The sequence below is a fragment of the Chitinophagaceae bacterium C216 genome, assembly GCA_028485475.2.
In the GTDB taxonomy this organism is placed as follows: domain Bacteria; phylum Bacteroidota; class Bacteroidia; order Chitinophagales; family Chitinophagaceae; genus Niabella; species Niabella composti.
Genome location: CP144143.1, coordinates 2,122,721 through 2,146,361 on the forward strand (window position 1 = coordinate 2,122,721; position 23,641 = coordinate 2,146,361).

The 23,641-nt window shown below is 38.0% G+C and carries 25 protein-coding genes and 1 pseudogene; 9 read left to right on the forward strand and 17 right to left on the reverse strand.

Annotation, left to right across the window (positions count from 1 at the left end; genetic code table 11):
• Positions 1–12: 12 nt before the first annotated feature.
• Together PIECOFPK_RS09020 and PIECOFPK_RS09025 are read left to right on the forward strand one after the other, a co-directional pair.
• The gene (locus PIECOFPK_RS09020; protein WP_330975468.1) at positions 13–531 is read left to right on the forward strand and encodes a DinB family protein; all 519 of its coding nucleotides are present in this window, start codon (positions 13–15) and stop codon (positions 529–531) included.
• Positions 532–599: 68 nt separating this feature from the next.
• A complete protein-coding gene (locus tag PIECOFPK_RS09025) occupies positions 600–1,298 on the forward strand; it encodes an aspartate/glutamate racemase family protein (RefSeq protein WP_330975467.1) in 699 nt (232 codons plus the stop codon).
• Positions 1,299–1,418: 120 nt separating this feature from the next.
• Here the strand turns inward: PIECOFPK_RS09025 and PIECOFPK_RS09030 are convergent, their stop codons facing one another.
• Positions 1,419–1,844, reverse strand: a complete 426-nt coding sequence (locus tag PIECOFPK_RS09030) for a DUF6223 family protein (RefSeq protein ID WP_330975466.1) — start codon at positions 1,842–1,844, stop codon at positions 1,419–1,421.
• 62 nt (positions 1,845–1,906) lie between these two features.
• Positions 1,907–2,722 (reverse strand): DUF6597 domain-containing transcriptional factor, encoded by an 816-nt coding sequence (locus PIECOFPK_RS09035; RefSeq protein WP_409966814.1) that lies wholly within the window; start codon positions 2,720–2,722, stop codon positions 1,907–1,909.
• 363 nt (positions 2,723–3,085) lie between these two features.
• On the opposite strand from PIECOFPK_RS09035, the gene PIECOFPK_RS09040 reads away from it, so the two are divergent.
• Both PIECOFPK_RS09040 and PIECOFPK_RS09045 read left to right on the forward strand, forming a co-directional pair.
• Positions 3,086–3,478: a hypothetical protein gene (locus PIECOFPK_RS09040; RefSeq protein ID WP_330975465.1), complete on the forward strand. Its 393-nt coding sequence runs from the start codon at positions 3,086–3,088 to the stop codon at positions 3,476–3,478.
• Positions 3,479–3,654: 176 nt separating this feature from the next.
• Positions 3,655–4,026 (forward strand): annotated as a pseudogene (locus PIECOFPK_RS09045) (SRPBCC domain-containing protein); the annotation flags it as partial.
• Between the two features lie 59 nt (positions 4,027–4,085).
• On the opposite strand, the gene PIECOFPK_RS09050 reads toward PIECOFPK_RS09045, so the two are convergent.
• The 6 genes from PIECOFPK_RS09050 to PIECOFPK_RS09075 form a co-directional block, all read right to left on the reverse strand.
• Positions 4,086–4,850, reverse strand: a complete 765-nt coding sequence (locus tag PIECOFPK_RS09050) for a LytR/AlgR family response regulator transcription factor (protein WP_330975464.1) — start codon at positions 4,848–4,850, stop codon at positions 4,086–4,088.
• A 13-nt stretch (positions 4,851–4,863) separates the two neighbouring features.
• The gene (locus PIECOFPK_RS09055) at positions 4,864–5,928 is read right to left on the reverse strand and encodes a sensor histidine kinase (protein WP_330975463.1); all 1,065 of its coding nucleotides are present in this window, start codon (positions 5,926–5,928) and stop codon (positions 4,864–4,866) included.
• Positions 5,929–5,954: 26 nt separating this feature from the next.
• A complete protein-coding gene (locus PIECOFPK_RS09060) occupies positions 5,955–6,878 on the reverse strand; it encodes an alpha/beta hydrolase family esterase (RefSeq protein WP_409965658.1) in 924 nt (307 codons plus the stop codon).
• 17 nt (positions 6,879–6,895) lie between these two features.
• On the reverse strand, positions 6,896–7,270 hold the full coding sequence (locus PIECOFPK_RS09065) for a hypothetical protein (RefSeq protein ID WP_330975461.1): 375 nt from the start codon (positions 7,268–7,270) through the stop codon (positions 6,896–6,898).
• A gap of 337 nt (positions 7,271–7,607) precedes the next feature.
• Positions 7,608–8,078, reverse strand: a complete 471-nt coding sequence (locus tag PIECOFPK_RS09070; protein WP_330975460.1) for an OsmC family protein — start codon at positions 8,076–8,078, stop codon at positions 7,608–7,610.
• Between the two features lie 328 nt (positions 8,079–8,406).
• Positions 8,407–8,937: an NAD(P)H-dependent oxidoreductase gene (locus tag PIECOFPK_RS09075; protein WP_330975459.1), complete on the reverse strand. Its 531-nt coding sequence runs from the start codon at positions 8,935–8,937 to the stop codon at positions 8,407–8,409.
• A 99-nt stretch (positions 8,938–9,036) separates the two neighbouring features.
• Here PIECOFPK_RS09075 and PIECOFPK_RS09080 point away from each other — a divergent pair, with 99 nt between their 5' ends.
• Positions 9,037–9,390 (forward strand): winged helix-turn-helix transcriptional regulator, encoded by a 354-nt coding sequence (locus PIECOFPK_RS09080; protein WP_330975458.1) that lies wholly within the window; start codon positions 9,037–9,039, stop codon positions 9,388–9,390.
• 66 nt (positions 9,391–9,456) lie between these two features.
• On the opposite strand, the gene PIECOFPK_RS09085 is transcribed toward PIECOFPK_RS09080, so the two are convergent.
• From PIECOFPK_RS09085 to PIECOFPK_RS09120, 8 genes are all read right to left on the reverse strand, one after another.
• Positions 9,457–9,555, reverse strand: coding sequence for an AraC family transcriptional regulator (locus tag PIECOFPK_RS09085; protein ID WP_330975568.1), 99 nt, complete (start codon positions 9,553–9,555; stop codon positions 9,457–9,459).
• A 369-nt stretch (positions 9,556–9,924) separates the two neighbouring features.
• Positions 9,925–12,309, reverse strand: a complete 2,385-nt coding sequence (hsdR, locus tag PIECOFPK_RS09090) for an EcoAI/FtnUII family type I restriction enzme subunit R (protein WP_409965659.1) — start codon at positions 12,307–12,309, stop codon at positions 9,925–9,927.
• 121 nt (positions 12,310–12,430) lie between these two features.
• The gene (locus tag PIECOFPK_RS09095) at positions 12,431–13,153 is read right to left on the reverse strand and encodes a DUF5131 family protein (protein WP_409965660.1); all 723 of its coding nucleotides are present in this window, start codon (positions 13,151–13,153) and stop codon (positions 12,431–12,433) included.
• Positions 13,154–13,156: 3 nt separating this feature from the next.
• A complete protein-coding gene (tcmP, locus tag PIECOFPK_RS09100) occupies positions 13,157–14,044 on the reverse strand; it encodes a three-Cys-motif partner protein TcmP (protein WP_409965661.1) in 888 nt (295 codons plus the stop codon).
• 7 nt (positions 14,045–14,051) lie between these two features.
• A complete protein-coding gene (locus PIECOFPK_RS09105; protein WP_409965662.1) occupies positions 14,052–15,314 on the reverse strand; it encodes a restriction endonuclease subunit S in 1,263 nt (420 codons plus the stop codon).
• A 49-nt stretch (positions 15,315–15,363) separates the two neighbouring features.
• Positions 15,364–15,738 (reverse strand): GxxExxY protein, encoded by a 375-nt coding sequence (locus PIECOFPK_RS09110; protein ID WP_330975453.1) that lies wholly within the window; start codon positions 15,736–15,738, stop codon positions 15,364–15,366.
• 10 nt (positions 15,739–15,748) lie between these two features.
• Entirely contained in the window at positions 15,749–17,218 is a 1,470-nt protein-coding gene (locus PIECOFPK_RS09115; RefSeq protein ID WP_409965663.1) for an N-6 DNA methylase, read from the reverse strand.
• 164 nt (positions 17,219–17,382) lie between these two features.
• Positions 17,383–18,327, reverse strand: coding sequence for a helix-turn-helix domain-containing protein (locus tag PIECOFPK_RS09120; protein ID WP_409965664.1), 945 nt, complete (start codon positions 18,325–18,327; stop codon positions 17,383–17,385).
• A 126-nt stretch (positions 18,328–18,453) separates the two neighbouring features.
• Here PIECOFPK_RS09120 and PIECOFPK_RS09125 point away from each other — a divergent pair, with 126 nt between their 5' ends.
• From PIECOFPK_RS09125 to PIECOFPK_RS09140, 4 genes are all read left to right on the forward strand, one after another.
• Positions 18,454–19,572 carry an FAD-dependent monooxygenase gene (locus PIECOFPK_RS09125; RefSeq protein ID WP_409965665.1) on the forward strand — a complete coding sequence of 373 codons (1,119 nt, stop codon included), beginning with the start codon at positions 18,454–18,456 and terminating at the stop codon, positions 19,570–19,572.
• Between the two features lie 45 nt (positions 19,573–19,617).
• Complete coding sequence (locus tag PIECOFPK_RS09130; RefSeq protein ID WP_409965666.1) at positions 19,618–20,586, forward strand: zinc-binding alcohol dehydrogenase family protein; 969 nt, start codon at positions 19,618–19,620, stop codon at positions 20,584–20,586.
• 151 nt (positions 20,587–20,737) lie between these two features.
• A complete protein-coding gene (locus PIECOFPK_RS09135; RefSeq protein WP_330975448.1) occupies positions 20,738–21,499 on the forward strand; it encodes an SDR family NAD(P)-dependent oxidoreductase in 762 nt (253 codons plus the stop codon).
• A 53-nt stretch (positions 21,500–21,552) separates the two neighbouring features.
• Complete coding sequence (locus PIECOFPK_RS09140; RefSeq protein WP_409965667.1) at positions 21,553–22,470, forward strand: helix-turn-helix domain-containing protein; 918 nt, start codon at positions 21,553–21,555, stop codon at positions 22,468–22,470.
• A gap of 46 nt (positions 22,471–22,516) precedes the next feature.
• On the opposite strand, the gene PIECOFPK_RS09145 is transcribed toward PIECOFPK_RS09140, so the two are convergent.
• The gene (locus PIECOFPK_RS09145) at positions 22,517–23,446 is read right to left on the reverse strand and encodes an alpha/beta fold hydrolase (protein WP_409965668.1); all 930 of its coding nucleotides are present in this window, start codon (positions 23,444–23,446) and stop codon (positions 22,517–22,519) included.
• Positions 23,447–23,641 lie beyond the last annotated feature (195 nt).

Genomic DNA, 23,641 nt, shown 5'->3' on the forward strand with positions numbered 1-23,641 from the left:
TATTTGACAAGAATGGACCTTTCAATAATTGATAATTTTGATACTACGATGAAGGAGTTTATTCGTCTTATTGAGACCACTCCTGATTCACTACTCAATAAACAACCTGATGAAGAAACCTGGTCAGTTGCCCAAATAGGCGATCATATACAAAAGACCTTACAAACGCTCGCATTAGCGCGTGATCATGCGGTGCCATCTAATCGTTTGCCAGATGAGAAGGTCGCTCAAATTAGTGCCATTTTCCTCAACTTTAATGTGAAGTACAAGCAGGAAAAAGGTGAAGCCACTTATCCTAGATTAGAACCTATTGATAAGGCTGAGCTGATCTCCGCATTGAGATATATTGCGAATGAGATTGTGATCTTTTCTAAAAACAATGATTTAAGTTTATTGATTGAAAACTTCGAAGTTCCATTTATAGGGAAGCTAACCCGTTATGAATGGCTACAGTTGCAAATAGATCACACGAAGAGGCATATACACCAGATTCAGCATGTAAAACGTTATCTGCTGCAACAATCAGCATAACATTTTGTTGTATTTTGTAGATGTACTTTGCCAATCGTGTATTGGTTGCATCGATATAATTATAAGCTATGAAAAAGATAGGCCTAATAGGCGGCACCAGCTGGGTATCTACAATTGACTATTATCGGATTATTAACGAGTATGCAAATCAGAAGCGCGGAGGATTACATACGGCTGAAATTATTCTCTATTCCGTCAATTTTCATGAGTTTCAGAGCTACCTGAGAAATTATGATTGGGATCATCTCACTATATATTTTTCCGAGATTACTGAAAAGCTCATTAATGCCGGTGCAGAGATTATCCTTTTAGGAGCCAATACGGCACATGTTGTATACGATCCTCTGCAGCATCGGTTTCCACAAGTGAAAATTATACATATTGCCCAGGCAACAGGTAAGCAAATTTTGAACCACAACCTTCGCAAAGTGGGGTTGCTCGGGACGAAATTTACCATGGAACTAGATTTTTATCGTTCCAAACTCGAAAATATGGGTATAGAAGTAGTAGTGCCTTCTTCTCAAGAGGAGAGGGAGTATATTACGTATACTTTAGAAAATGAGTTGGGACGTAGTATTTTCAAGCCCGAAACACAAAAGGAGTATTTGGGAATTATACAACGCCTAAAAGATCAGCATAAAATTGAGGGTGTGATTTTGGGTTGTACGGAAATTCCCTTGCTGATTAAACAGGATGATATCGATATTCCGGTTTTTGATACTACTAAAATTCATTCCTTAGCTGCTGTAGACTTGGCTCTGGAGTAAAATGCAGGAATATCAAAAGGGTAAGTTATGAACAGTAAGACGAGAAACCGTTTTAAGTTGTGTGTACTTACCCTTTTTCTTAATATTTCATTTGTAGTTTTACACGTACTCATATAATATTTATCGAGATGCAGTGCCTGCAGAGCTGTTTGGTTTTTGAGAGCGCAGAGCTTGTGTAGCAACAATAATACCGATAAGTCCTATAATGGAAGCGAACAACGATCCTGCTTTTCCTCTACCGGAACCGAATACTGCTCCTGCCGTTACGCAAATATGAATGATGCTAAATAAAACGGCTGATAAACTTAACACTAATCCAATATTAACTAGTTTTTTCCTGCCTGTTCTCTTAGCTCGAATGCTTAATACGAGCCCAGATATTCCCAGTATGAATTCTGTCAGCCCGAATACTCTTGCTACCGTAATCCCTTTTACATAGCCTCCTTCATTGAATAGTTTCGGATTATCGGTTATTTGAGAGGATGCTTGTCCGATGGTACATAGCAATAGGATGATCATCATCAGGGCTGCAATATGGTTTTTCATATCTATTTTTTATGGCAAAGCTATTTTTAGGCGACAATAAAAATTTGTATAAAAACGACATTCTACAAAACTTGCACAATACCCCTGTCGCTAGCAGCCTTATATGCTGTCTTAAAGTATTTTTTAGGACTGAGACCTGAAAGTTCTTTGAAATCACGGCTAAAATGTGCTTCATCATAAAAGCCGAAGTCTAAGGCAATGTCAATAAGTCTATCATTTAAAATGGGCTTTGTTAATAAAGCATTGAATCTGACAATTCGCAGAAACTTCTGTGGAGCAAAACCTGTAAGCTCTTTGAACTTTCGCTCAAATTGTCGGAGTGATAAATAATGATTTTTGGCCAAAGCGTTTACCGATACTAAGTTGTAATTGTTCGAAAGTGTCTTAATGGATCTACAAATGGCCGTATTCTCAGATTGAATATTTCTTAATAAAGATTCAAAAAAACGGATAGCGATACTTACCCGCTCTTGATTATTAGTAGCCAGCATTATCTTTTCTTCTAGTTCTTCACCAGTTTTCCCGCAAAGGGCTCTCATGTCTAGCATTTGATTTGTCAATGCGCAAGCCGGTATTCCCAGCAATTGCTTTAACGTATAGGGATAAAGATAAATACCAAAAATACCGAAGCTTTGGTCTGAGGTAATTGTGCTGTTATGAAGTGTTTGACCGTATATGCCGGAGGCTAATATGCTGGTTGGGTTAGTAGCAGATTGAACTTTGAACTGACCTTTATAGCAGAAGGTGATTTCACAGCAATGATGGGCGAACGAAAGATGGGTGAAAATGTTTTCGGGTGAAGCATCAAACTCCAAGAACCAGAACATTCTAATGTAATCAGAAAGATGCTGAGGAGGAGCGATGATTTGGTGTTTTATTTCTTAGAGGTTGTGTATTTTATTACATATTTTATATTCTCTAAAGATATACGTCTTCTACTAAGTATTGGGATGCTATTCATAGGTTCTTAACGATACCTATCTGAAGATTATTATCAAAAGTAGTAAAAAGTTAGGCTCGTACAATTAATATCATGCTCAATGACAGCATGTGTATTACCACGATAATACACCCTTATCATAATATTTTCGAAAAATTTTTGCTCAAATGCTAAAAATATTTATCTTTACAATCAAGATACTTTATTTTAAAGATAAAATATCGCAGAATAGAGTAATAGTATCTTGAAGTGCGATATTCCTTCGAAACGGAATTACATATAGTTGAAAACCCTGTACGATATGCGAAAACTTATAATAATCCTCAGAATCCTGTTGGGTGTCATTTTACTAATTGGTTCCGTACCCTTTTTTTTAAAGCTAACGCCGGAGGCAGAGTTAGTAGGCAGTATGAAACTTTTTAATGACGGTATTAATGCTGCCATTTATTTAATGCCTTTTATAAAGGCAGTGGAACTGATATGTGGTATAGCTTTTTTACTAAATAGATATGTTTTATTAGCATCAATTGCCATTTTACCTATTACTATTAATATTTTCCTGGTGCATTGCTTTATCGCGCCGGAAGGTCTACTTCTGGCGCTTATCATGCTGTTTTGTAATTTATTTCTGATATATAGTAATAAGGAACATTATAAGAATCTTTTGACTGCTAAACTTAGTAGCAGTATTTAAGCCTACCGTAGACTCGTGGTTCAATATCTAGCATTGATGTTGAATCGTGCTCAAGAAAACCACTATATGATAAAATTACTAGAGCATGAATGCTCTCTAAGCCTAAATTTTTATTACATGAAAGGGTATATAGCAAGAATAGACGTTTTTATTAAAGCTTCTCGGAAGCGGTATGGCATGCATTAATTACACCTGAAATAGTGGAGAAGTACTTTTATGGTACTAAGCTAAGTTCTAGCTGGGAAATTGGGGCTCCTATTATTTTCAGAGGGGAATGGAACGGTACCTCCTATGAAGATAAAGGTACTATTCTTCAATTCGAGCCGAATAGCAAGCTAGTGTATAATTATTGGAGTTCTATGAGTGGATTACCTGATACTCCTGAATTTTATCAACTTTTGACTTACGAGCTTACTGAAGTAGAAAATGGAGTAAGGCTAAGCATCACGCAAGAGAATCTGGACAGTGATGAAAGAAGAAAACATGCAGAAGCCACTTGGCTGCTAGTTCTTGAGGGATTGAAGAAAATAGTGGAAGAAACTACTTAAGCCATCATTAGTCCTACTGAGTATTGTATTAAACTCAGTATGTTTTCTAAAATGGAGGTTTATTCCTCCATCCACTTTTTGAACTCCGCGGCCTTTTCCCTACTTATAATAATTTTTTCTTTTAAGTTTATGGAGATGTTCAGTAAAAGCTTTCCGTTGAAGTAATGGGAGGCCTCTTTAATAGCTTTTTTATTTACTATAAATTGTCTGTTGGTTCGAAAGAAATATTTTGGATTTAATTGCTGGGATAATTCATCTAAAGAACGTTCTTCCAGTGTGTAAACTTTGCCGTTTTCGCAATATCCATATATTACTCCGTTCTTAATCTCAAATAATGCAAATTCTTTTACAGGGACGGGTATTAATTTGTCTCTAAAAGTAATTAAAAAAGTTTCCTTGTATATAGGTGGAGCTGATGTAATCATTTTACTGAGCTGCTCGGCGATGAGCTGATTGAGCATGAATTTTTCTTTTCTGTTAAGAAACTTGTCGATAGCTCGCTGCAGTTTTTCCTTTTGTATCGGCTTCAATAAATAATCAATACTATTTAATTCAAATGCTTTTAATGCGTACTGGTCATAGGAAGTTGTAAAAATAATAGGAAAGTGCAAGGGCACGGATTTGAAAATTTCAAAAGCATTGCCATCTGCTAAATGTATATCTAGAAAAATTAGGTCGATTTGTTTAGAAGCGTTTAAGAGGCTTATTGCCTCATCAATATTATCTATCGGTGGGTAAAAATTTGCCTGAGGCAGTATTTCTGCAATCATTTTTATTAATCTTTCCGCTGCATGTTTTTCATCTTCTATTATTGCTATGTTCATTGTCGCAATGAGTTTAGCTTATATTCTGTTGTTGTAATAATGGTAAAATTACTATAAACCATTCACCTGTTTTGCGAATCTGTATGGATTGATTGCAGATGTGCTGATACTGTTGATTGAGATTGTATAGTCCTTTTCCTGTAGAGGGTTCTGCTGTTTTTTTGGGTTGTAGTTGGTTTTTTACTTGAATGTATTTGTCTTCCGATTCGATGATAATTGTCAAGGGGCGTCGATTCGATACTTCATTGTGCTTTATGGCATTTTCCACTAATAATTGCAACGAAATGGGAGGGAGGAATTTATCCAGATGATGCCGTTGTATGTTTAATGTTACCTGCAAATTCCCGTTATGGCGCTCTTGCATCATGTCCAGATAGGCGCGAAGTGACTGTAATTCTTCGTTCAGACTTATTACTGGTTTGTGAAAGCTGTTAAGTATATTGCGGTATACGGTAGACAGGTTGCTAATAAATTGCTTTGCTGCCTGTGAGTTGACGTCTATTAACGATTGAATGGTGTTGAAAGAATTAAATAGAAAATGAGGATTTATCTGATTTTTTAAAGCCTCGTAGGATGCCTCAGCATGTGATTTAAGTAATATCTCATTATTTAATGAGATTTGTTGATTGCGCTTTATGAGCATATAGATTTCCGCAATAAATAGACAGAATAGTACTTCCAGAGTTAGCGATATATGAAATAGGAAAAAATGAAACTTAGGAACCATGGGAATAGCGGCAAGATGCATATTAAGATTGATGCTGATGTATCTTACCGCTATAAATAGTATGATATTTAGTAGTAGCCTGATGTAGAATTTGTGGGTGTTAATTTTAATGGAATAATATTGCCATGTTTTGCGTGTTGTGTTTAGCCATAAAAAAACTAGGGCAACAACGTAGGTGTATGAAAATTTTATAGCATGGTCTATTATTTTACTTTGAGTATCTGCGCTGATGTTATTTCCATAGTTGAATTGTATGTATAGCGCAATTACTACTCTCGGAAGGGAGAATATAAAGGCTATTCCCAATGCACTAAGCAAACAGAATAGGATTTTTTCTTTACTGGTCGACATTAGAATTTTTCACTTTGAGCCTCCCTTTAGGGTAATTCATAGTTTTTAAAGAAATCCCAAATTACATCATTTGCCTTAATTGCCTGCGATGGATCGTCTCCGATGGCCCGCATTTTCATTGCACCTGGCCAGGAATGCCCGCCATCGACTGTCAGATATAACTGAAGCATTATTTTACCATCGGAGTTTTTCCATGATTGAATTGTATAATTGCTTTTTTGAATACTGTCAGCTTCTGATAGACAATTATTTCTATTGCGCCAGTATGCCAATCCTTCTTCTACAGGTTTAAAATGTACCTCTCCAATACCCACACCTCCTGAAAAAGGCACTTTTGTGTCTAATTTAGAATGAATGTGTAAAATGGGAATGGGGCCGCTAAGAGAGGAGTCAGGTGTATTCATCATATTCCCACTCACACTGGCTGCTGCAGCTATTTTATGAGAAAGCTCTGTTGCCAGGCGATATGCCATCATACCACCATTAGACATTCCTACCACATAAATTTTTCTTGAATTGATTCGAAATCGTTGTGGTAGAATTTCTATGAGTGTTTGAATGAAATTTACATCATTTATATTCTGATTCATCGCATAATCGCAACAGCCTCCGGAGTTCCAAGAGCGAATTTTTAGCAACCCATCAGCTTTTTGAACCCCGTCGGGGTAGACTGCAATAAAATTGCTTTCGTCGGCTTTTTTTGAAAAATCGTAATCTTTCTCAAATTGCTCACCGCTTCCACCCACTCCGTGCATTCCGATGACTAAGGGGAGAGGCGCATCATTCTGGTGATAGTTGAAAGGAACTCTCACAATATAGGTTCGAGTGATGCCATCAACTACAATGGTTTCTTTATAACGAACATCGAGGCCTTTGTCTTTGCTGCAGGCTATGTAGGTAAAACTGGATATTGACAGAATTAAAAGTCCTAAGAAAATTTTAGCTTTCATTGTTTTTGTGAGTAGGATTAATTGTTTCTATTTTCTTTTATTTTCTGCTTTATTTTTTCTTGCTCAGCTTTATAAATCGCGTATTGTTGGGAATTGAGTATTTTTTTCATTTGCTGATCTTTTCGCTCATTAGCGGCTCTGAGTTTTTTTAACTTATTTAACTTCGTTGCATTGGAGCTTTTAATTGCGTTTAAGTCTGCTATATATTGTTTGTTTATCGCTTCCATTTTTCTTTCTTGTTCCGAACTGAGATTGAGCTTTTCCTTATAGGCTATCATCATAGCTTGCATTTCTTCTTTATCAGCCTTAAAGCTATCAGCTCTATTAGTTTGGGCTGAAACGTTGCCTAATAGTGTTTGTGTTATTAAAATCGCAATGAATGTCTTTTTCATATAAGAGTTTTTAGTGAAACATAATGCACAAAGAAAATACGATTGGTATTTTTTGTAAATAATAAAATCAGTGAAACGGTAAAAATGTACATTGAAGCGTATTAGAATTGTATGCATAGCAATACTTGATAGGCTCAGGATAATGCATAACCCTCGTGGAGTACCTCTTCGTTGTTTATTTTAATTTTAGTATTGGAGTGTAAAAGTGGTCGTATGATTTGGGATACTTTTGGCATCTTCGCAAATCATATGATTTAGGTATAGCTATATAAAAACCCTGTATGGCGGCATGCATACAGGGTTTAGCATCCCCATTTATTATAATAAGAGGTGGTGTTTATTTTGTTTTGATTAAAGGCTTGTGATGTACTGGGAATTTTACGGAGTTTGCTATAAAACACAATTTATTAGCTTCTTGGTGCAGTTTCTCGGCTTTTGCTATCATGGATGTCTCAGCAACGGTAACTACCGGGTTTAAGGTTACTTCGCTAAAATATCCTCCTCCATCTTCCGTTTCTACCATTATCCCTGTGGCGCTATCTTTATATTCAGTAACGATAACACCATCTCTAGAGCATAAATGTAAGTACCAGAGCATGTGACATGAAGATAGAGAACTCACTAATAACTCCTCAGGATTATGCTTGGTTTTGTCGCCTCGAAATGCCGGATCTGAAGAACCTAACAAGTCTGCTTTGTTTTCAATACTGATGGTATAAGCTCTCTCATAGCTGGTATAAGAGCTGGTGCCTGTACCTAGGTTGCCTGTCCATTTTAGTGTAGTTTGGTAGGGGTGTGTTTTCTTCATAGTTATATTTTAAAACTTATTCCTTTTTTTCATTATATAGTTATATTCACTTCCGATTGGTAGTGCAAGCATGATATACTAATTACCATGGTCAGATATTTTTATCATTTCGTGTCTGAGGTATCGTTAGCTATATTATTAATAACACCTCAAAATTAAGCACTGCATAAAATTTTCCTAATAAAATGTATAGTTTGTTGGCATTTCAGGGTTTGCTTGTAATACCTGTTGATTCTTTAGTAATGTGTGATAGTGTGATATGGGATTATATTTTATAGGGGCCCTAAGAATTTATCTTACCTAGATTAGGAGTGAAATTGCCTTTTAGCTACAGCTTCTCCAAGAAAGCAATATATGGCGCAACACTGGCTTCGATCCACTCTTGGGTACTGTTTCTTTCAATCCCATAATAGGCAAAGAAAGAACGATAATCGGCTCTTATATATTCAAATGTTAGTTCAAAGGGGCGAGTTAGTTCTTCTAGAGTATATTTGTACTTTCCTGTAGGATGGTATTCGTGTTCGTCGATACCGACAGATATTGCTAGTGCAATTTTTTTGCCGCCCATCTTGTAGCCACTTTTGCTCCCATAAGCCCAACCATAGGTAAGCACCTCGTCCAGCCATTTTTTAAAAAAGGGCGGGCAGTTAAACCAGTAGAAAGGGAACTGAAAGATTATCGTATCAAACTGTTCTACCAGTTTTTGTTCGGCTGCGATGTCTATATTTTCGTTGGGATATGCTTTGTGCAATTGGTGAACATAATATTGGTCGGGATATTTATTTAATTCTTCTATCCATCTTTTATTGACCTGTGAATTTTCAATATTGGGATGAATTACTATAACTAATTTTTGCATAATACGATCGTTTTAAATTTTGGTTTGCGAAACTAACATCACAACCTTTACTTTTGTTGGTAAGCAACCAATTGTTAGGTACTATAAATTTTGTAAGTAATGTCAAAAATTAAAGTGACTTCAACTAACTATGCTAATAAAAAAGCTTTAGCAGAAGAGTGTGTAGAAGTATATGCATCACATATTATCGGTGGACAATGGGCGCTAGCTATTTGTTGCTATTTAATTAATGGAAAGCTTCGTTTTAGTGAACTGAAAAAATGTCTTCCCAACATTACGGAGCGGATGCTAACCTTACAGCTGCGCAAGCTCGAGGAAAATAAAATTGTAAGACGTATAGTCTATGCCGAAATTCCTCCTCGTGTGGAGTATGAGCTGACACCCATCGGCTATGCTCTGAAGCCACTTATTAATGAGTTGAGAAAATGGGGCACGAAACACAAAGCACTCTAATGCTTTCGTTGTTTTTTATTATATATTGATGAGTGGATGATTGTTGGAAAAATTTATATATCATTGTCAAAACTGACTACTATACTTCTTCGGTTTCATGCCGATGTGTTGTTCGAATAAGCGGGTGAAATGAGTGAGGTTTTCGAAGCCTAAGGCATAGCTAATAGTCCTTCGTTTTTCCTTGAAATCTCAAGATTATGGTTTATGCATAGTGTCCAAAAATCATTTGTCTCATTGGGGGTACTCCAGAAAGAAATACAAATTTCTTTGTTCTGGCAGTAGATGATATGATATAGAATACATTACTCACAACTTACCTCGGTAAGTATGCTACATACCGCACAAGTAGATCGAGGCTAAAATCCCGAAATTAGGGAATGCCCGCTTTTCTGATTAAAAGGTGAATTGTGCATTATGGGTAGTGATGAGGGGTATACCCATGTGGAAGAAGCTATTCGTTTAGGAATAAGAAAGAGGTTGTGTGGCAACCTCTTTTGGGTTTTATGAAGAGGATGATATATAAAATGGGAATTGTCATATTGCAACACTATTACCATACAAATAACCCTGGAAACCGATAAACGTGTTTCTAATCGTGGCTATATCTCCCAGCTCTTTTTTTGCATCTGCAATAGCACGATATTTCAATACAAGCAAATCACCGATTTTGGTTTCATCCAGTTCGTCAACACCTTGTTTTACATACTGATTTAAAACGAAGTTTAAAAACTCTTGTTGCTTAAGGTCGTAGTTGTTCAAGTAAATTTTAGCCCGTTCAGCTCTGTCTTTACGTTCCAAAATATTGGAATTGAAAGCGATATATGCCAGTACATCATACAAGTCGCTGTTTTCGGCATTTAGTAATTTTTGAAATTCTGTCAACTGTTGCTTAGTAAAACCCTTTTCAGAAAGTTCCTCCAGCAGTTTTTTTCTCGTGTCGGGTTTACTCCATATTTCTCTTAATTCATCTTCATTTTTGAACAATTCAGGCAATGTTCCATAAATGGATTCCAGAAATTCTGCAGCCGATATCGGTCTTCCTTCCGGACTCCAAAAAGATGTACTAATCATGTGCTGAAACTGACGCACCTTTCCATCTGCCAATTTCACTTTTATCATTCGTCTTGGTGGATTGTCGCAACGACAATAAGAGTAACCACAAACAGGACAAGGTTCTGGTGGTGGTTCTTGAGCACAAATACATGGTCTGTGTCCGCAAACATCACAAGGTTGGGGCTGTGGTCTTGGTGTGGGTGTTTCAGGTTCTATGGGTTCTCCATCCCATTCAGGGTCGCTGAAATGATGATGTGCTTTTACAAAGTCATAAATTGTGAAGTAATCTTTTCCTTCAAACAATCTTGTTCCACGTCCAATGATTTGTTTAAACTCAATCATGGAGTTTACAGGACGAAGCAAAACAATGTTTCTCACCTCTGGAGCATCTACTCCCGTACTTAACTTCTGTGAAGTGGTGAGAATGGTTGGAATGCTTTTTTCGTTGTCTTGAAAATCTCTTAAATGTTGTTCACCCAATTTCCCGTCATGTGCGGTAACTCGGTGGCAGTAATTAGGGTTTTTAGACGTAGCATATTGATTAATCAAATCCCGAACTGCCAAAGCGTGTAATTGTGTAGCGCAGAAAACCAAAGTCTTTTCGTTTTGGTTTATTAGGCTCATAAATATCTTTACCCGATACTCTTCTCGTTCCTTAATCTCAATGATGCGGTTCATTTCCGCTTCGGTGTATCGTTTGCCTTCTTCGATTTCGCCTTCCAATACGGTATCGTCTGGGGTGAATATATATTCATCGATGGTGGTGTCAATTTGTTTGACTTTAAAAGGCGTTAGGAATCCGTCATTGATTCCTTCTTTGAGTGAGTACACATAAACCGGTTCACCAAAATAGTTGTAAGTATCTGCATTGATGGTACGTTTGGGTGTGGCTGTCAAACCAAGCTGAACGGCAGGGCTGAAATATTCCATAATGGCACGCCAACTGCTTTCGTCATTGGCTCCGCCACGGTGACACTCGTCTATAATAATGAAATCAAAAAAGTCTTTTGGGTATTCGCCAAAGTACGGCGTATCGTTTGGCCCGCTCATAAAGGTTTGGAAAATGGTAAAAAACACACTTCCGTTTTTCGGCACTCTGCCTTTTTTCTTGATATCACTTGGACTGATGCGCACTAACGCATCTTCTTCAAATGCAGAAAAAGCGTTGAATGCCTGATCGGCCAAAATATTTCTATCGGCTAAGAATAAAATTCTTGGGCTTCTTTGGCCGTCTTTCTGGATGTTCCATTTTGCGTGAAACAATTTCCAAGCTATCTGAAAGGCAATGGCAGTTTTTCCTGTTCCTGTGGCGAGGGTTAATAATATACGTTGTCTGCCGTCAGCAACGGCTTCCAAAACTTTTGTAATAGCATTTTCCTGATAATATCGTGGTTGCCAGGTACCGCCACGGTCTTCAAACGGGATGGAAAGTAACTTATCGCGCCAATAGGCTGTTTGGGGTTTGCTTTGGTTTTCTTCCCCAAAAGTCATTTCCCACAATTCATCGGGCGTAGGATAGGAAGATACTTCTCCTTCCTGTCCTTCCTGCATATCGATGCGGTAGATCTGTAAACCATTGGTGCTGAACGTAAACCGAACCTTTAACCTTTCCGCATAACTTTTAGCCTGTGCAACCCCTTCTGTGTAGTGCTTATCACGCGACTTGGCTTCTATAACCGCCAGGTTTCTGTTTTTGTATTGCAATACATAGTCGGCTTTGTCCGGGCGGGAACGTTGCCCGTGACCAATTAAACGACCTTTGTTGATCGGAAAGTCCATACGGATGCGACTTCCTTCTACAACACCCCATCCTGCAGCCTTTAAGGCAGGGTCTATAAGTTCTGCTCTGGTTTCGGTTTCGTTCATTATTACGATATTATCAAATAATCTTCCACTATATAATATCTTCCACTTTATTTAAATAGGGTTTTCATTTTTTATATTGAGCGCTTTAATAAGCATTTAATCTTTTTCTTGCAGATTTTGCTCAATAGGATTCAAGTTCTGGCATTTCCAAATATTGTTTTCCTTCCAAAAGATTTCCAGTTTTCTTTTTATTCGTTCCGCCCCATTGTTTAAAGAAAAATGCAACATCATTTTTTTTGCATTGTTCTTTAATATCCAATACCCATTCCTTTTTCATTGGCCTTGGTTTTCTGCCGCTTTCACCTCCTACTATTACCCAATCAATGCCTTTTAAATTCAAATTAGGTAAAGGTCCGATTAGAGGTTCGCAACTTAAAAATTTCACTCGTGCGTTGGTTTGTCGTAACAAGTCTATGCGATTCATAAATGTTTTGTTTTCTACTGAAACGCCCATCCAAATATTGTGTGTCCAGTCCAACAAACCTTCTTTATCATAATAAAGAAGTACATCAGCCCGTTTAGTCAAAATTTGAAAAACGTGCTGAGGGTTTTCTTTCATAACCCTGAAAACCTTTTGAATAAATTCAATAGGCACATCTTTATGAAATAGGTCACTCATGGAATTCACAAAAACCATTTTCGACTTTTTCCAAGCGTATGGTCTTTGTAATTCATCTTCGTGAATTGCTAAATCAAAGCCTTGAGCATATTTTTCAACCCCCATTGCTTTCAGTCGTCTTGCCATTACTTCTGCGTAACAGAATTTGCAGCCCGCTGAAATTTTATTGCAACCCGTTGTTGGGTTCCAAGTCATTTCAGTCCATTCTATGCTCGATTGTGCCATGTGTTAAATTTTATCGATGATTTGTTTGGCAATTTCTTTTGCGTTCTTGTTATTGGATGCGAATACAAAGTGAAAAATTGGGACATTATTACTGTTCTTTAAAACTAATGGTTCTTCTGTAACATGTTCCCAAATTGTTTTCATACGCTGTGCATACAAATTTGCAATTTTCTCAATAGGTTTAGAAACCTTTGTAATAATTTCTTCCTCTCCAAAAAGTGTTGGGATCTTCTTTTCTTCGTAAAAAAATGATTTAATTTCTGCTATTGGGAGCCCAAAAAAAGATTCAAGTTTATCACTAAATTCCAATTTCCCAGCTTTATCAAGCAAACGGTTTACAATTACTCCTGTAGGTACTAAAATCCATACATCAGATCGGGTACCTTTTAAATTTGCAATTGAATTCCAATCAATTTGCATTCCAAATGGGTCTAGAAAAACCAAAGCAGCATATTTATTATCTTGCAATGCTTTAGCAAGTTTATTTAATTGCTCATTTGCATCACCAAGTCTAAATTCCAGGTTTTTATTTTTAAATTGTTCGTTTAACTTCTGTTTTAATTTATTTAATGATTCTTCATTTTTATCAATGAAATAATAATAATCAAAACCCAAATTCTCTAATCCTAATACCCTTTCAGCAGCTCCTTTATATGTTCTTTCTTCTTCTTCTGTGATTTTAAGTTGCTGCATTAAATCTCTATTCGTCCGTTTTTCTCTTGTACCGCTTCCAGCAAAGCCATCAAAGTATATAGTTTTCCAATATGGGTACTTCTTCATAATCGTAAGATAAGACCATACATACTTTGAAAAAGCCTCCAGCTTCTTTTCTGTCCATAAACCTCCCCATTCTCCTTTGGATTCGTTTAACATGTTTGCATTCCGACTCATTTTGAAATTAGTTTTCAGTTATTGATTCGATAGGCTCCCCACCGCTCAGCTCTCCACTAAACGCCTTCTGCAAAATGCTCTTTTTCAACTCCTCCAAATTATCAATTTTTTTCTGATATAGCCCTTCCAACTTTTGCGTTTCAGCTCGCAGGGCATCTAATTGGCGGACGATGGTTTGTTGTTCTTTGAGTGTTGGAAACGCAAAATCAAATTCTAAAACCTGATTCATATTTGCCCTTGGCATTCTTGCACCTGTCCAAGTCGCATCAATTTTCTTAACTGTTGAGCCTGCGATAAGCCAATAGAATAAAAACTCTCTCGCTATTTGCTTTCCAACTTTGATTGGAAATATTTCAGTTGAACAATGACCTTCAAAATCTGGCAACAAAACTTTATTCAAATATGGTCTTAATCTACCGTAAAGAACGTGCTGCTCATTAAAATAGAAAGTTGAACTCTTAACTACTTGTGGCTCTAAACTTCCAATAAATCTACCCGAATTTGATTCAATATGTTCTAAACCAACATAAGGCAATCCTTTATGAATGTTTTGATTTTTATCGTATTCAATAACTTCTCCCAATTTCTTCTTCTCCCAACCATCACCCTTTTTGTCAAACACCTCCTGCAAATAACTTTCAAAAAGTTCTTTGGCGTTTTTGAGGTTTTGTTCGGCATTGGCTTTTGCCTTTTCAATGGCGGCAAAGGCTTTATCTAAAATGGAAACAATGCGTTGTTGTTCGGAGATAGGGGGAAGGGGGATTTCAAGACTTTTAAGTTTGCCGATTGCAATAAAATCAATTGTTGTCTTCCCACTTAAATTCAAAAGTTTGTCCTTCAATGTAGAGCAGTAGTGCATTAAAAACTCAGGAGATAATATATTCCTATCTTTTACAATTAAACCATTGAATTGCTGATTTGTAGTTAGTTCAATTTTTGTAATAGCATATTCTCCTACAGAAGCTGTGCAACAGAGTAAGACTGTATCTTTGGGTAGCACTCTCAATTTTGAAAGTGCAGCTTCGGTTACTTTTTGTTTAGTTTTACTAATAATTCTTCCCTGTTCTCTTATATCATCAATAGTAAACCAAGGAAAGTTTCCATTTTCCCAAAAATCTTTATTCGATCTCAACGGTGTAGAACCATTAACAATTTCGCACACTTCCCCCAACTTTTTTATTTCCCAACCGTGCTGCAAATTGTCTGAACCTTGATTTTCAAGATTCGCTTGATGGCTTGATTTTATATTTTGCAATTTTTCTTTAATCATGGTAATTCTTTAATTCTTTTGAATCATGGTTCAAGACTTTACTTATGATTCAAGACTTTTTGTTATTGTGAACTCTTTTAAACTGTAAACTTTTCGCTCCGAAATTTATTAAAAGTCCGATTTCTAAATTGTATGCTTCCAAATAGTTCATAGCCTGAGCCAAATGCACATCTTCTAAATTGATAACCGCTTTTATCTCCACCATTATTTTGTCTTCCACAAAAAAATCAACCCGCCTGGTTCCCACATCATAGCCTTTGTACTGTAAAGGCATTTCTTGCTCCCTAACGAAATGGATATTTTGCATTTGCATCTCAATGGCTAAGGCTCGTTGATAAATGACTTCTTGAAAGCCATTGCCTAAGTGCTTATGCACTTCCATAGCCGCCCCAATTATTTTATGTGTAAGCTCTTGTTCTTTCACCACTACTGAATTAATCAGGCAAACCAATAATCTTACTAATCAAGGTTCGGACATTTTCGGCTTCTTTATCGAGCATCTCCATTTCTGCTAAAATCTCCTGTGGTGAGCGGAGCTTGACTTCCTCTTTCTTATTGGGATTCTTCACACTGAGGTCGTAGGTGCTCGTGTCTATGTCTGCAATATCGATTATCCAGCTTTTCTCAGAAACGGTCTTTTCCTTTTGCAGTTGTATGAATTCCTGCATATCCGCATCGTTGAGCGGGTTGGTTTTGCCTAAGGTTCTACCCGGGTCGAGCTGGTAATACCAGATTTTTTGGGTCGGTTCGCCTTTGGTGAAAAACAAGACTACCGTTTTTACACCTGCCCCCAAGAATGTCCCTCCCGGCATATCCAAAATGGTGTGCAGGTTGCAGCTTTCCAATAAATACTTGCGCAATGAAATAGACGCATTGTCGGTATTGCTCAAAAATGTGTTCTTGATAACGATACCTGCTCGTCCGCCTGCTTTCAGACTCTTGATAAAATGCTGTAAGAATAAAAAAGCGGTTTCGCTGGTTTTGATATCGAAGTTTTGTTGTACTTCTTTTCGTTCCTTACCGCCAAATGGAGGATTGGCTAGGATAACGTGGTAACGGTCTTTCTCCTGGATGTCTCTGATGTTTTCCGTCAGCGTATTGGTGTGAATGATGTTTGGCGCTTCGATGCCGTGCAAAATCATATTCATCACCCCAATGATGTAGGCCAGGTTCTTTTTCTCTTTTCCGTAAAAGGTTTCTTCCTGAAGGATTTTCAGATTTTTGGTCGTCTTCTCCATACGCTCATACATATAGGCGTATGCTTCACACAAGAAGCCCGCACTACCACAAGCTGCATCATAGACCTTTTCGCCAATCTGTGGGTTCACCACTTCAATCATGGCACGAATCAAAGGACGTGGGGTGTAGTACTGACCTCCATTGCGTCCGGCATTGCCCATGTTTTTGATTTTGGTTTCGTACAAGTGGCTGAGTTCGTGCTTGTCCTTGGAACTACCAAAAGGTAGTTCGTCCACCATTTCTATAATTTCACGCAGGTTGTAACCGCTTTTTACTTTGTTTTTCAGCTCACTGAAAATCTCTCCGATTTTATATTCAATGGATTTCGGGTTGTCAATGGCTTTCTGTTTGAAACTTGCCAAGTATGGAAACAACTTCAAGTCCACAAACTGAACCAAGTCAGGTCCAGTCATGGCTTTGTGATGGTCCAGTTTCCCATCTGCTGTTTTAGGCATCGCCCAATTCGGCCAGCGAAATTGCTCGTCCAAAATGTATTGATATTCTTTTCCTTCTAAAGCGGCTTCGTCCGCTTTTTCACTTTCCAATTGGTCAAGGTAACGCAAAAACAAAACCCAAGAAGTTTGTTCAATGTAGTCCAATTCGCTGTCTGCACCTGCGTCCTTGTAAAGTATGTCGTCTATGTTTTTAAAAGTTTGTTCGAACATGTTGCCTTTTTGTCTTAATTTATTGGTTTCAAAGTTAATATCCTCAGTGGATATTTAGTGATTATCTATATTAATTGAAATAATCCCATTTCGTTTCAGCACCAAGCCCAACGAAAACTGTTATTCTTTTTTAATTGCCAAGCAGGGAGGAATCTTCCCTTTAGCTAAAACTGACTACTATACTTCTTCGGTTTCATGCCGATGTGTTGTTCGAATAAGCGGGTGAAATGACTGAGGTTTTCGAATCCTAAGGCATAGCCGGCTTCGGAGACCGATAGTTTATCTTCGCGTAGCATTCTTGCGGCTTCTGTCATGCGCAGATGTTGGTAGTATTCGTATATTCCTTTGCCAAAAATTTGCTTGAAAAGTTGACGCATCTTGAGTTCATTCATTCCCGCTATCCGTTTGAGCTCACTAATGGTATGTGCTTGCGATAAATCCGCTGCAATGGCATTGCGCACATTGTAAATTGCTGTGATATCACGTTCACTCCACTTTAATACCGGTTTAGTGCTATCACGCTGGCTTAAACTTTCAAACAAATAGTACAGTAGTTCTAGGGTCTTTAGTTTATAAAAGTAATCTTTCAACTTTTGCTTTTTGCCTTCGGAAATAATTTCATTGACGGTGCGAAGAATATCGTCAGTCATCATTTCTTCAATTAAAAAATGCTCATCGAGATGACATAGAAAAGCAAATTTTTCAGCATCGGATTGCAGAAAGCTTCTCAAATAATCTGCATCAATAATCACCAAAACAATATTGGCTTCTGTACCTTGTCTGAAGATAGTTGTTTGCGGTGTTGATGCTGATGAAATCCTCACAGAGGGAAGTTGTTTTTCTTTGCCTGATGTGCCCTGATGTGTATGGATGATATTGTGAAAGAAGATCCTGATATTGTTTTTGATTTTTTTAGGAGGATGCGTCACTCTTTGTGTTGTTTTTCTCACCAAATAAGAACCGGCAAAAATGGCGAGTTCGGGTAGGAAAGTGTAAGCTTTCTGAAACTTCAGTTCAAAGTTTTCTAATGTGTTTTCATCAAATTCATAACCAATCTTTTGTACAAAATCTTTGAATAATTGCTTATCATTATTGGATGGTGTATTCATTTTTCGGACTATTTTTTATCCAATCTCGGACTATTTTATTCCTAAATGTATGAATAGTTTTGCTTTCGTAAAAATCTGCATTTATATCCATACGGATATCGTTCATTATCTACCTTAAACCATCCGATGATGAAAAAGCAAGTTTTAATTTCCGGAGCTGGATTTGCGGGATTGACTTTAGCTTATTGGCTGAATAAGTTCGATTTTGATGTTACTGTGGTGGAATATGCTTCCGGACTGAGACGGGGAGGTTCCCCCATTGACATCAGGGGTAAAGCCCTGGACATTGTTCAGGAAATGGGTATTGGAGATCAGGTTAAAGCAAAAGAATTTATTCATACCGATGAAATTGTAAATGATCAAGGAGAAACGCTGGTTCGATTTTCATTGAATAAGCAACCCGAATACTTAGGCGATATAGAAATCCACCGAGGTGATTTGCTAGATATCATTTATGATGCACTTCCGAAGGATGGCGTAAAAATTTTATTCAATTCTAGTATTGCTACCCTTGAAGAACTAGATGATGCAGTAAAAGTTGTTTTTGAAGATGGAAGTATCCATTCATTCGATTATGTTTTTGGTGCAGATGGTACCCACTCTATAGTTAGACGATTGGTGTTTGGAGAGGAACATCAGTTTACTCAATTTTTTGGAGCTTATTTTGCTTTTGCGGAAACTAAAGATATTGACACAGGACGAACTAAAGATACAGGAGTCATGTATCGCTCATTAGGTAAACAAGCCCTTATCTATCAGTTCTTAAACGGAGCGAATGGTGTGTTGATGTTTCGTTCTCCCAAACTGGATTGGGACTATCGTAACAAGGAACAACACAAACAGATTTTGAAAGACAACTTTGGTAATGAGAAAGGATGGAAAGTGCTGGAGATTTTAGATGCCATGTTGCATTCAGATAGTTTGTTTTTTGATGAGGTTTGTCAGGTACATGTTCCGCAATGGTATAAAGGACGGGTAGCCTTGGTTGGTGATGCGGCACACGCTCCAAGTTTCTTTACCGGCATGGGTACCAGCTTGGCTATGATTGGGGCGACTTGTCTCGCAAAATCATTAGCTGCTCATGCTGATCATCAAATTGCATTTGCGCAATATCAAGAGCAGCATAAGCCTTTTGCGGAAGAGATTCAATCGCGTATTATTCAAAATCAGAAATATCAACTGCCCGAAACTGAAGAAGAATTAAAAGCTTCTATCGAAAGATTCCAGAAAATACAAAACGTGTAGTCATTCTTGGTGGGAGCTATTGTAGAATTGTAAACCAAATATCCAATGAAAGCTGCAGTAGTATTTCAAAAAGGTGAATTACCAAAATATACATCAGACTTTGAAGAACCGATATTAAGTAAAGATCACGAACTTATCATTTCGGTGAAAGCTTCGGCCATTAAGAATTTGGATAAGTTGAGAGCCAGCGGCAATCACTATTCTGTAAAGGAAATTGATAAGCCATTTATTGTAGGAAGCGATGGGGTGGGGCATTTAGAGAATGGTCAAAGAGTGTACGCAATAGGGTTGAGCGGTATGATGGCAGAGAAGGCTATTGTGCCTAAGGATGAGGTATTGATATTGCCCGACGGAGTTAGTGATGCTATGGCTGCAGCCTTACCCAATGCTGTGATGGGGTCTTCATTAGTCTTATTGTGCAGAGCCAAATTGCAGAAAGGTGAGGTGGTATTGATTAACGGAGCTACTGGCGTCACAGGTAAGATGGCTATTCAATTAGCTAAATATTATGGTGCTCGCAAAGTGGTGGCCACAGGAAGAAATGAAAAAGTATTTGATGAACTGATAAGCCTAGGAGCGGATGAAGTAATTTCTTTGAATAGTTCTGGAGCTGATTTTACAGCTGCAGTAAAACGTTTGCATCAGCAAAGCCCTGTCGATGTTGTGTTGGATTATCTGTGGGGAGCAAGTGCTGAGCACATCCTTCATGCACTTTCGGGAAATATCGGTTATTCGCATCGTACGCGTTTTATTACTGTGGGCGCACTTGCAGGAGATAAGATAACTCTGTCCTCTTCTACATTAAGAGGAACCGATATATCGCTATTGGGCTCTGGATTAGGTACATGGAGAGATGATGAAATGAAGTTTTTTTTGAGAGATCTGCTTCCGGAAACCTTTCGCCTTGCTGCGGATAACAAAATCAAAATGGATATTCTTGAATATACATTGGAGAATATAGAAGACGCGTGGTGTATTGATGCAAGTGGTAAACGAGTTGTTGTGCGTATTTAAGCGGAGGTGCAACCTTTGATTCAATGTTGAGGTGCCTGGTGGTGTGTAATGTTCTTCTACTACCGATACGGCTACAAAACGGAGCGATTGAGTTAGTTCTACCAGCTCATTTGAAAATACCTTCGTTTTGTCTTTTAAAACAAATGATATTATGGAAACAAAAAACAAAGTAGCCTTAGTAACAGGCGGTAGTCGCGGTATCGGAAGGGATATTGCACTTCGATTGGCTGATAAAGGGCTGGATGTTATCATCACCTATCACACACAAGCTCAGGCAGCAGAGGATGTGTTACAATTGATACAGTCCAAAGGAGTAAAAGGAGCCATTTTTCAGTTGGATACCGGCAATACAAAAAGTTTTGACGCATTGGTCGAAAATCTAAAATCTTATCTGGATAAAGAGGGCTATCAGCAGCTCGATTTTCTGATAAACAATGCCGGTACTGCTTTGTACGGTAGGGTGGAAGAAGTAAGCGAAGAACAATTAGATGCCGCTTATAATATTCATTTCAAGGGCGTTTATTTTCTTACGCAAAAAGTATTACCCTTAATGAATAATGGTAGTGGTATCGTCAATATTTCGTCAGGATTAACCCGTACTACCTTTCCAGGTTCTTCGGCTTATGCCTCATTAAAAACAGCGGTGGAAACCTTTACCCGCTATCTGGCTAAAGAACTTGGTGAAAGAAGAATTCGGGCGAATGTAGTAGCACCCGGAGCCATTGAAACCGATTTTGGTGGAGGCCGCACGAGAGATAACAAAGAAATCAATGCACATATCGCAGCCGTAACAGCATTGGGACGTGCCGGTTTACCTACAGATATCGGAGGGGTCGTTGCTTTCCTATGTAGTGATGATGCTTATTGGATAAACGGACAGCGCATAGAAGTTTCGGGCGGACTTGCGCTATAAGCTGTAATTTTATCGACGAATGTCCATTGTTTTTGAATCTTAACCCAATCTAAATGCCCAAAGAGCCATATCATATCAAAACCATTCAGGAGTTTCACAGGCTGCATGGCTTATCGCAACCGGCTCATCCATTGGTGAGTATTGTGGATTATGCAGATTTGAGTCGTGAATATTATGGAGATATTGATCGGTTGCTATTAGGTATCTATGTGATATCGCTGAAAAGAGGTGTTGATAAGTTGTACTATGGCAGGCAGGAGTATGATTTTGATGAAGGCGTTTTGTATTTTATGGCTCCCAACCAAGTGCTCAGAGTAAACCGAAACCTGAACGATGCGCAAGCTCGTTCGGGTTGGTTACTCTTGATTCATCCGGATTTTTTATGGAATACCCATCTGCAAAAGAAAATCCGCGAGTATGATTTCTTCGACTACGAAATTCACGAAGCTTTGTTTCTTTCCGACAAGGAAGAAAAAATTTTAAACGATATCGTACGCAATATACGTGATGAATATCTTGCCAATATCGATGCCTTTAGCAAACCCATTATTTTATCGCATATCGAAACACTGTTGAGTTATTCTGAAAGATTTTACAATAGACAGTTTATTACACGCGAAAAGAAGCATCACGACTTGCTGGATCAATTGCAAAAGCAGCTTGAAGAATATTTCAATACCGAACAGGCAACACTGTACGGACTTCCGTCTGTTCAGTATCTCGCTAATGCTTTGCATGTATCTCCCGGTTATCTGGGTAAAATGTTGCGATTGGTTAGTGGACAAAGCACCCAGCAGCTGATACAGCAATTTATTATCGATAAGGCTAAAGAAAAATTATCCACAACCCAACTTAGCGTAAGCGAAATTGCCTACGAATTAGGATTCGAGCATCCGCAATCATTCAGCAAATTATTCAAAGCCAAAACCACGCTAAGCCCTTTGGAATTCAGAAGAGGTTTTATGGCCTAACCAACAAGCAAATGTGGCTTTTGATATAGATATGAGCTCTTATGCTTTATTGTCCCCATATTCCAATTGCATCTATAAATTTCTTCTGCTGGTCTATAAACACATTGTGCGAACATTGTTCCCAATAGAATACATGGGATGCACCAATCAGAGATTTTAGTTTTTCAATCTGTGCTTCGGAGTACAATCCGTCGTCTTGGCCATAAACTCCATAAATGCTTACATCCATTTGTTTGAGCGATTGCACGGTTTCGGTAAGATCGAGCGTTGTATAGTGTTCGTTCTGCCAAAAGCCTTGTGGAGCTTGAGGTGTCATTTGCGAGCCATATTGTGACAGTGTGGTATCTTCTCTCCATTGCTGATAGAGCTTCAATGCTTCCTCGGTAGGTTTCTGTGGGGAGTAAAATCCGTTCTGCATCGCGTGTGCAAAACAAAATGAGCTGTATTGAAGCGTACTCTTGTCCATCTTTTCAAGCATTGAGAGATAATTCAAATTAGTACTATCATTTTTCGCTTGATATATCTTCTTGCATCGATCGATAATCTGTGCAAATGATTCTTGCAAGGATAGGGGCGCTCCTGCCAATACAATACTATGCACCTTCTCCGGAAATTGTTTGGTATACAGCAAGGCTACTATGCCGCCAAAACTATGCCCAATCAGCATAGCCTTTTGTATGCCATACCGGCTGTACAGCTCATTCAAATCATTAAACGTTTGTTTAAATGTGAATTCCGCACCCTCACTGCTGCTTCTACCTTCACCTCGACGGTCGTACACGATTACAAAAAATCCTTTGTCGGCCAGGGCTTGGGCAGTGGTACCTTCAAAGTTGGCACAATTATATCCCGGACCACCATGCAAAAAGACGATGGCTTGGTTATTAGGATTGCCAAAAGCGCGGGAGTACAAGTTTTGCGCATGCATACTAAGGCCGCATAATAAGAGCAGCAAGGAACAGATGGTTGTTTTCATTATATCAGAATTTAGCAAGTGGTGCTTCGTGGTTAGAGAATTGATTTATAAATAATTGTATTTCATACTATTAATTTTGGTTTTAGATAGTGCTTGTTTCAGCAAAAATAATGTATGAAAGGCACAATGCAATATCATTTTGCTTCAGGGAAAATCAACGACAATAGGTATTGGTGGATGAATGAAAGTGCTATG

Bases quoted from the DNA above. Each gene is read 5' to 3' on its own strand.
- PIECOFPK_RS09020 (WP_330975468.1), top strand. From the start codon at position 13: ATGGACCTTTCAATAATTGATAATTTTGATACTACGATGAAGGAGTTT.
- PIECOFPK_RS09040 (WP_330975465.1), top strand. From the start codon at position 3,086: ATGCGAAAACTTATAATAATCCTCAGAATCCTGTTGGGTGTCATTTTA.
- PIECOFPK_RS09070 (WP_330975460.1), bottom strand. From the start codon at position 8,078: ATGAAGAAAACACACCCCTACCAAACTACACTAAAATGGACAGGCAAC.
- PIECOFPK_RS09135 (WP_330975448.1), top strand. From the start codon at position 20,738: ATGGAAACAAAAAACAAAGTAGCCTTAGTAACAGGCGGTAGTCGCGGT.
- hsdR (WP_409965659.1), bottom strand. From the start codon at position 12,309: ATGAACGAAACCGAAACCAGAGCAGAACTTATAGACCCTGCCTTAAAG.
- PIECOFPK_RS09030 (WP_330975466.1), bottom strand. From the start codon at position 1,844: ATGAAAAACCATATTGCAGCCCTGATGATGATCATCCTATTGCTATGT.
- PIECOFPK_RS09120 (WP_409965664.1), bottom strand. From the start codon at position 18,327: ATGAATACACCATCCAATAATGATAAGCAATTATTCAAAGATTTTGTA.
- PIECOFPK_RS09065 (WP_330975461.1), bottom strand. From the start codon at position 7,270: ATGAAAAAGACATTCATTGCGATTTTAATAACACAAACACTATTAGGC.
- PIECOFPK_RS09125 (WP_409965665.1), top strand. From the start codon at position 18,454: ATGATGAAAAAGCAAGTTTTAATTTCCGGAGCTGGATTTGCGGGATTG.
- PIECOFPK_RS09140 (WP_409965667.1), top strand. From the start codon at position 21,553: ATGCCCAAAGAGCCATATCATATCAAAACCATTCAGGAGTTTCACAGG.
- PIECOFPK_RS09050 (WP_330975464.1), bottom strand. From the start codon at position 4,850: ATGAACATAGCAATAATAGAAGATGAAAAACATGCAGCGGAAAGATTA.
- tcmP (WP_409965661.1), bottom strand. From the start codon at position 14,044: ATGAGTCGGAATGCAAACATGTTAAACGAATCCAAAGGAGAATGGGGA.
- PIECOFPK_RS09080 (WP_330975458.1), top strand. From the start codon at position 9,037: ATGTCAAAAATTAAAGTGACTTCAACTAACTATGCTAATAAAAAAGCT.
- PIECOFPK_RS09060 (WP_409965658.1), bottom strand. From the start codon at position 6,878: ATGAAAGCTAAAATTTTCTTAGGACTTTTAATTCTGTCAATATCCAGT.
- PIECOFPK_RS09115 (WP_409965663.1), bottom strand. From the start codon at position 17,218: ATGTTCGAACAAACTTTTAAAAACATAGACGACATACTTTACAAGGAC.
- PIECOFPK_RS09105 (WP_409965662.1), bottom strand. From the start codon at position 15,314: ATGATTAAAGAAAAATTGCAAAATATAAAATCAAGCCATCAAGCGAAT.
- PIECOFPK_RS09130 (WP_409965666.1), top strand. From the start codon at position 19,618: ATGAAAGCTGCAGTAGTATTTCAAAAAGGTGAATTACCAAAATATACA.
- PIECOFPK_RS09055 (WP_330975463.1), bottom strand. From the start codon at position 5,928: ATGTCGACCAGTAAAGAAAAAATCCTATTCTGTTTGCTTAGTGCATTG.
- PIECOFPK_RS09095 (WP_409965660.1), bottom strand. From the start codon at position 13,153: ATGGCACAATCGAGCATAGAATGGACTGAAATGACTTGGAACCCAACA.
- PIECOFPK_RS09145 (WP_409965668.1), bottom strand. From the start codon at position 23,446: ATGAAAACAACCATCTGTTCCTTGCTGCTCTTATTATGCGGCCTTAGT.
- PIECOFPK_RS09075 (WP_330975459.1), bottom strand. From the start codon at position 8,937: ATGCAAAAATTAGTTATAGTAATTCATCCCAATATTGAAAATTCACAG.
- PIECOFPK_RS09025 (WP_330975467.1), top strand. From the start codon at position 600: ATGAAAAAGATAGGCCTAATAGGCGGCACCAGCTGGGTATCTACAATT.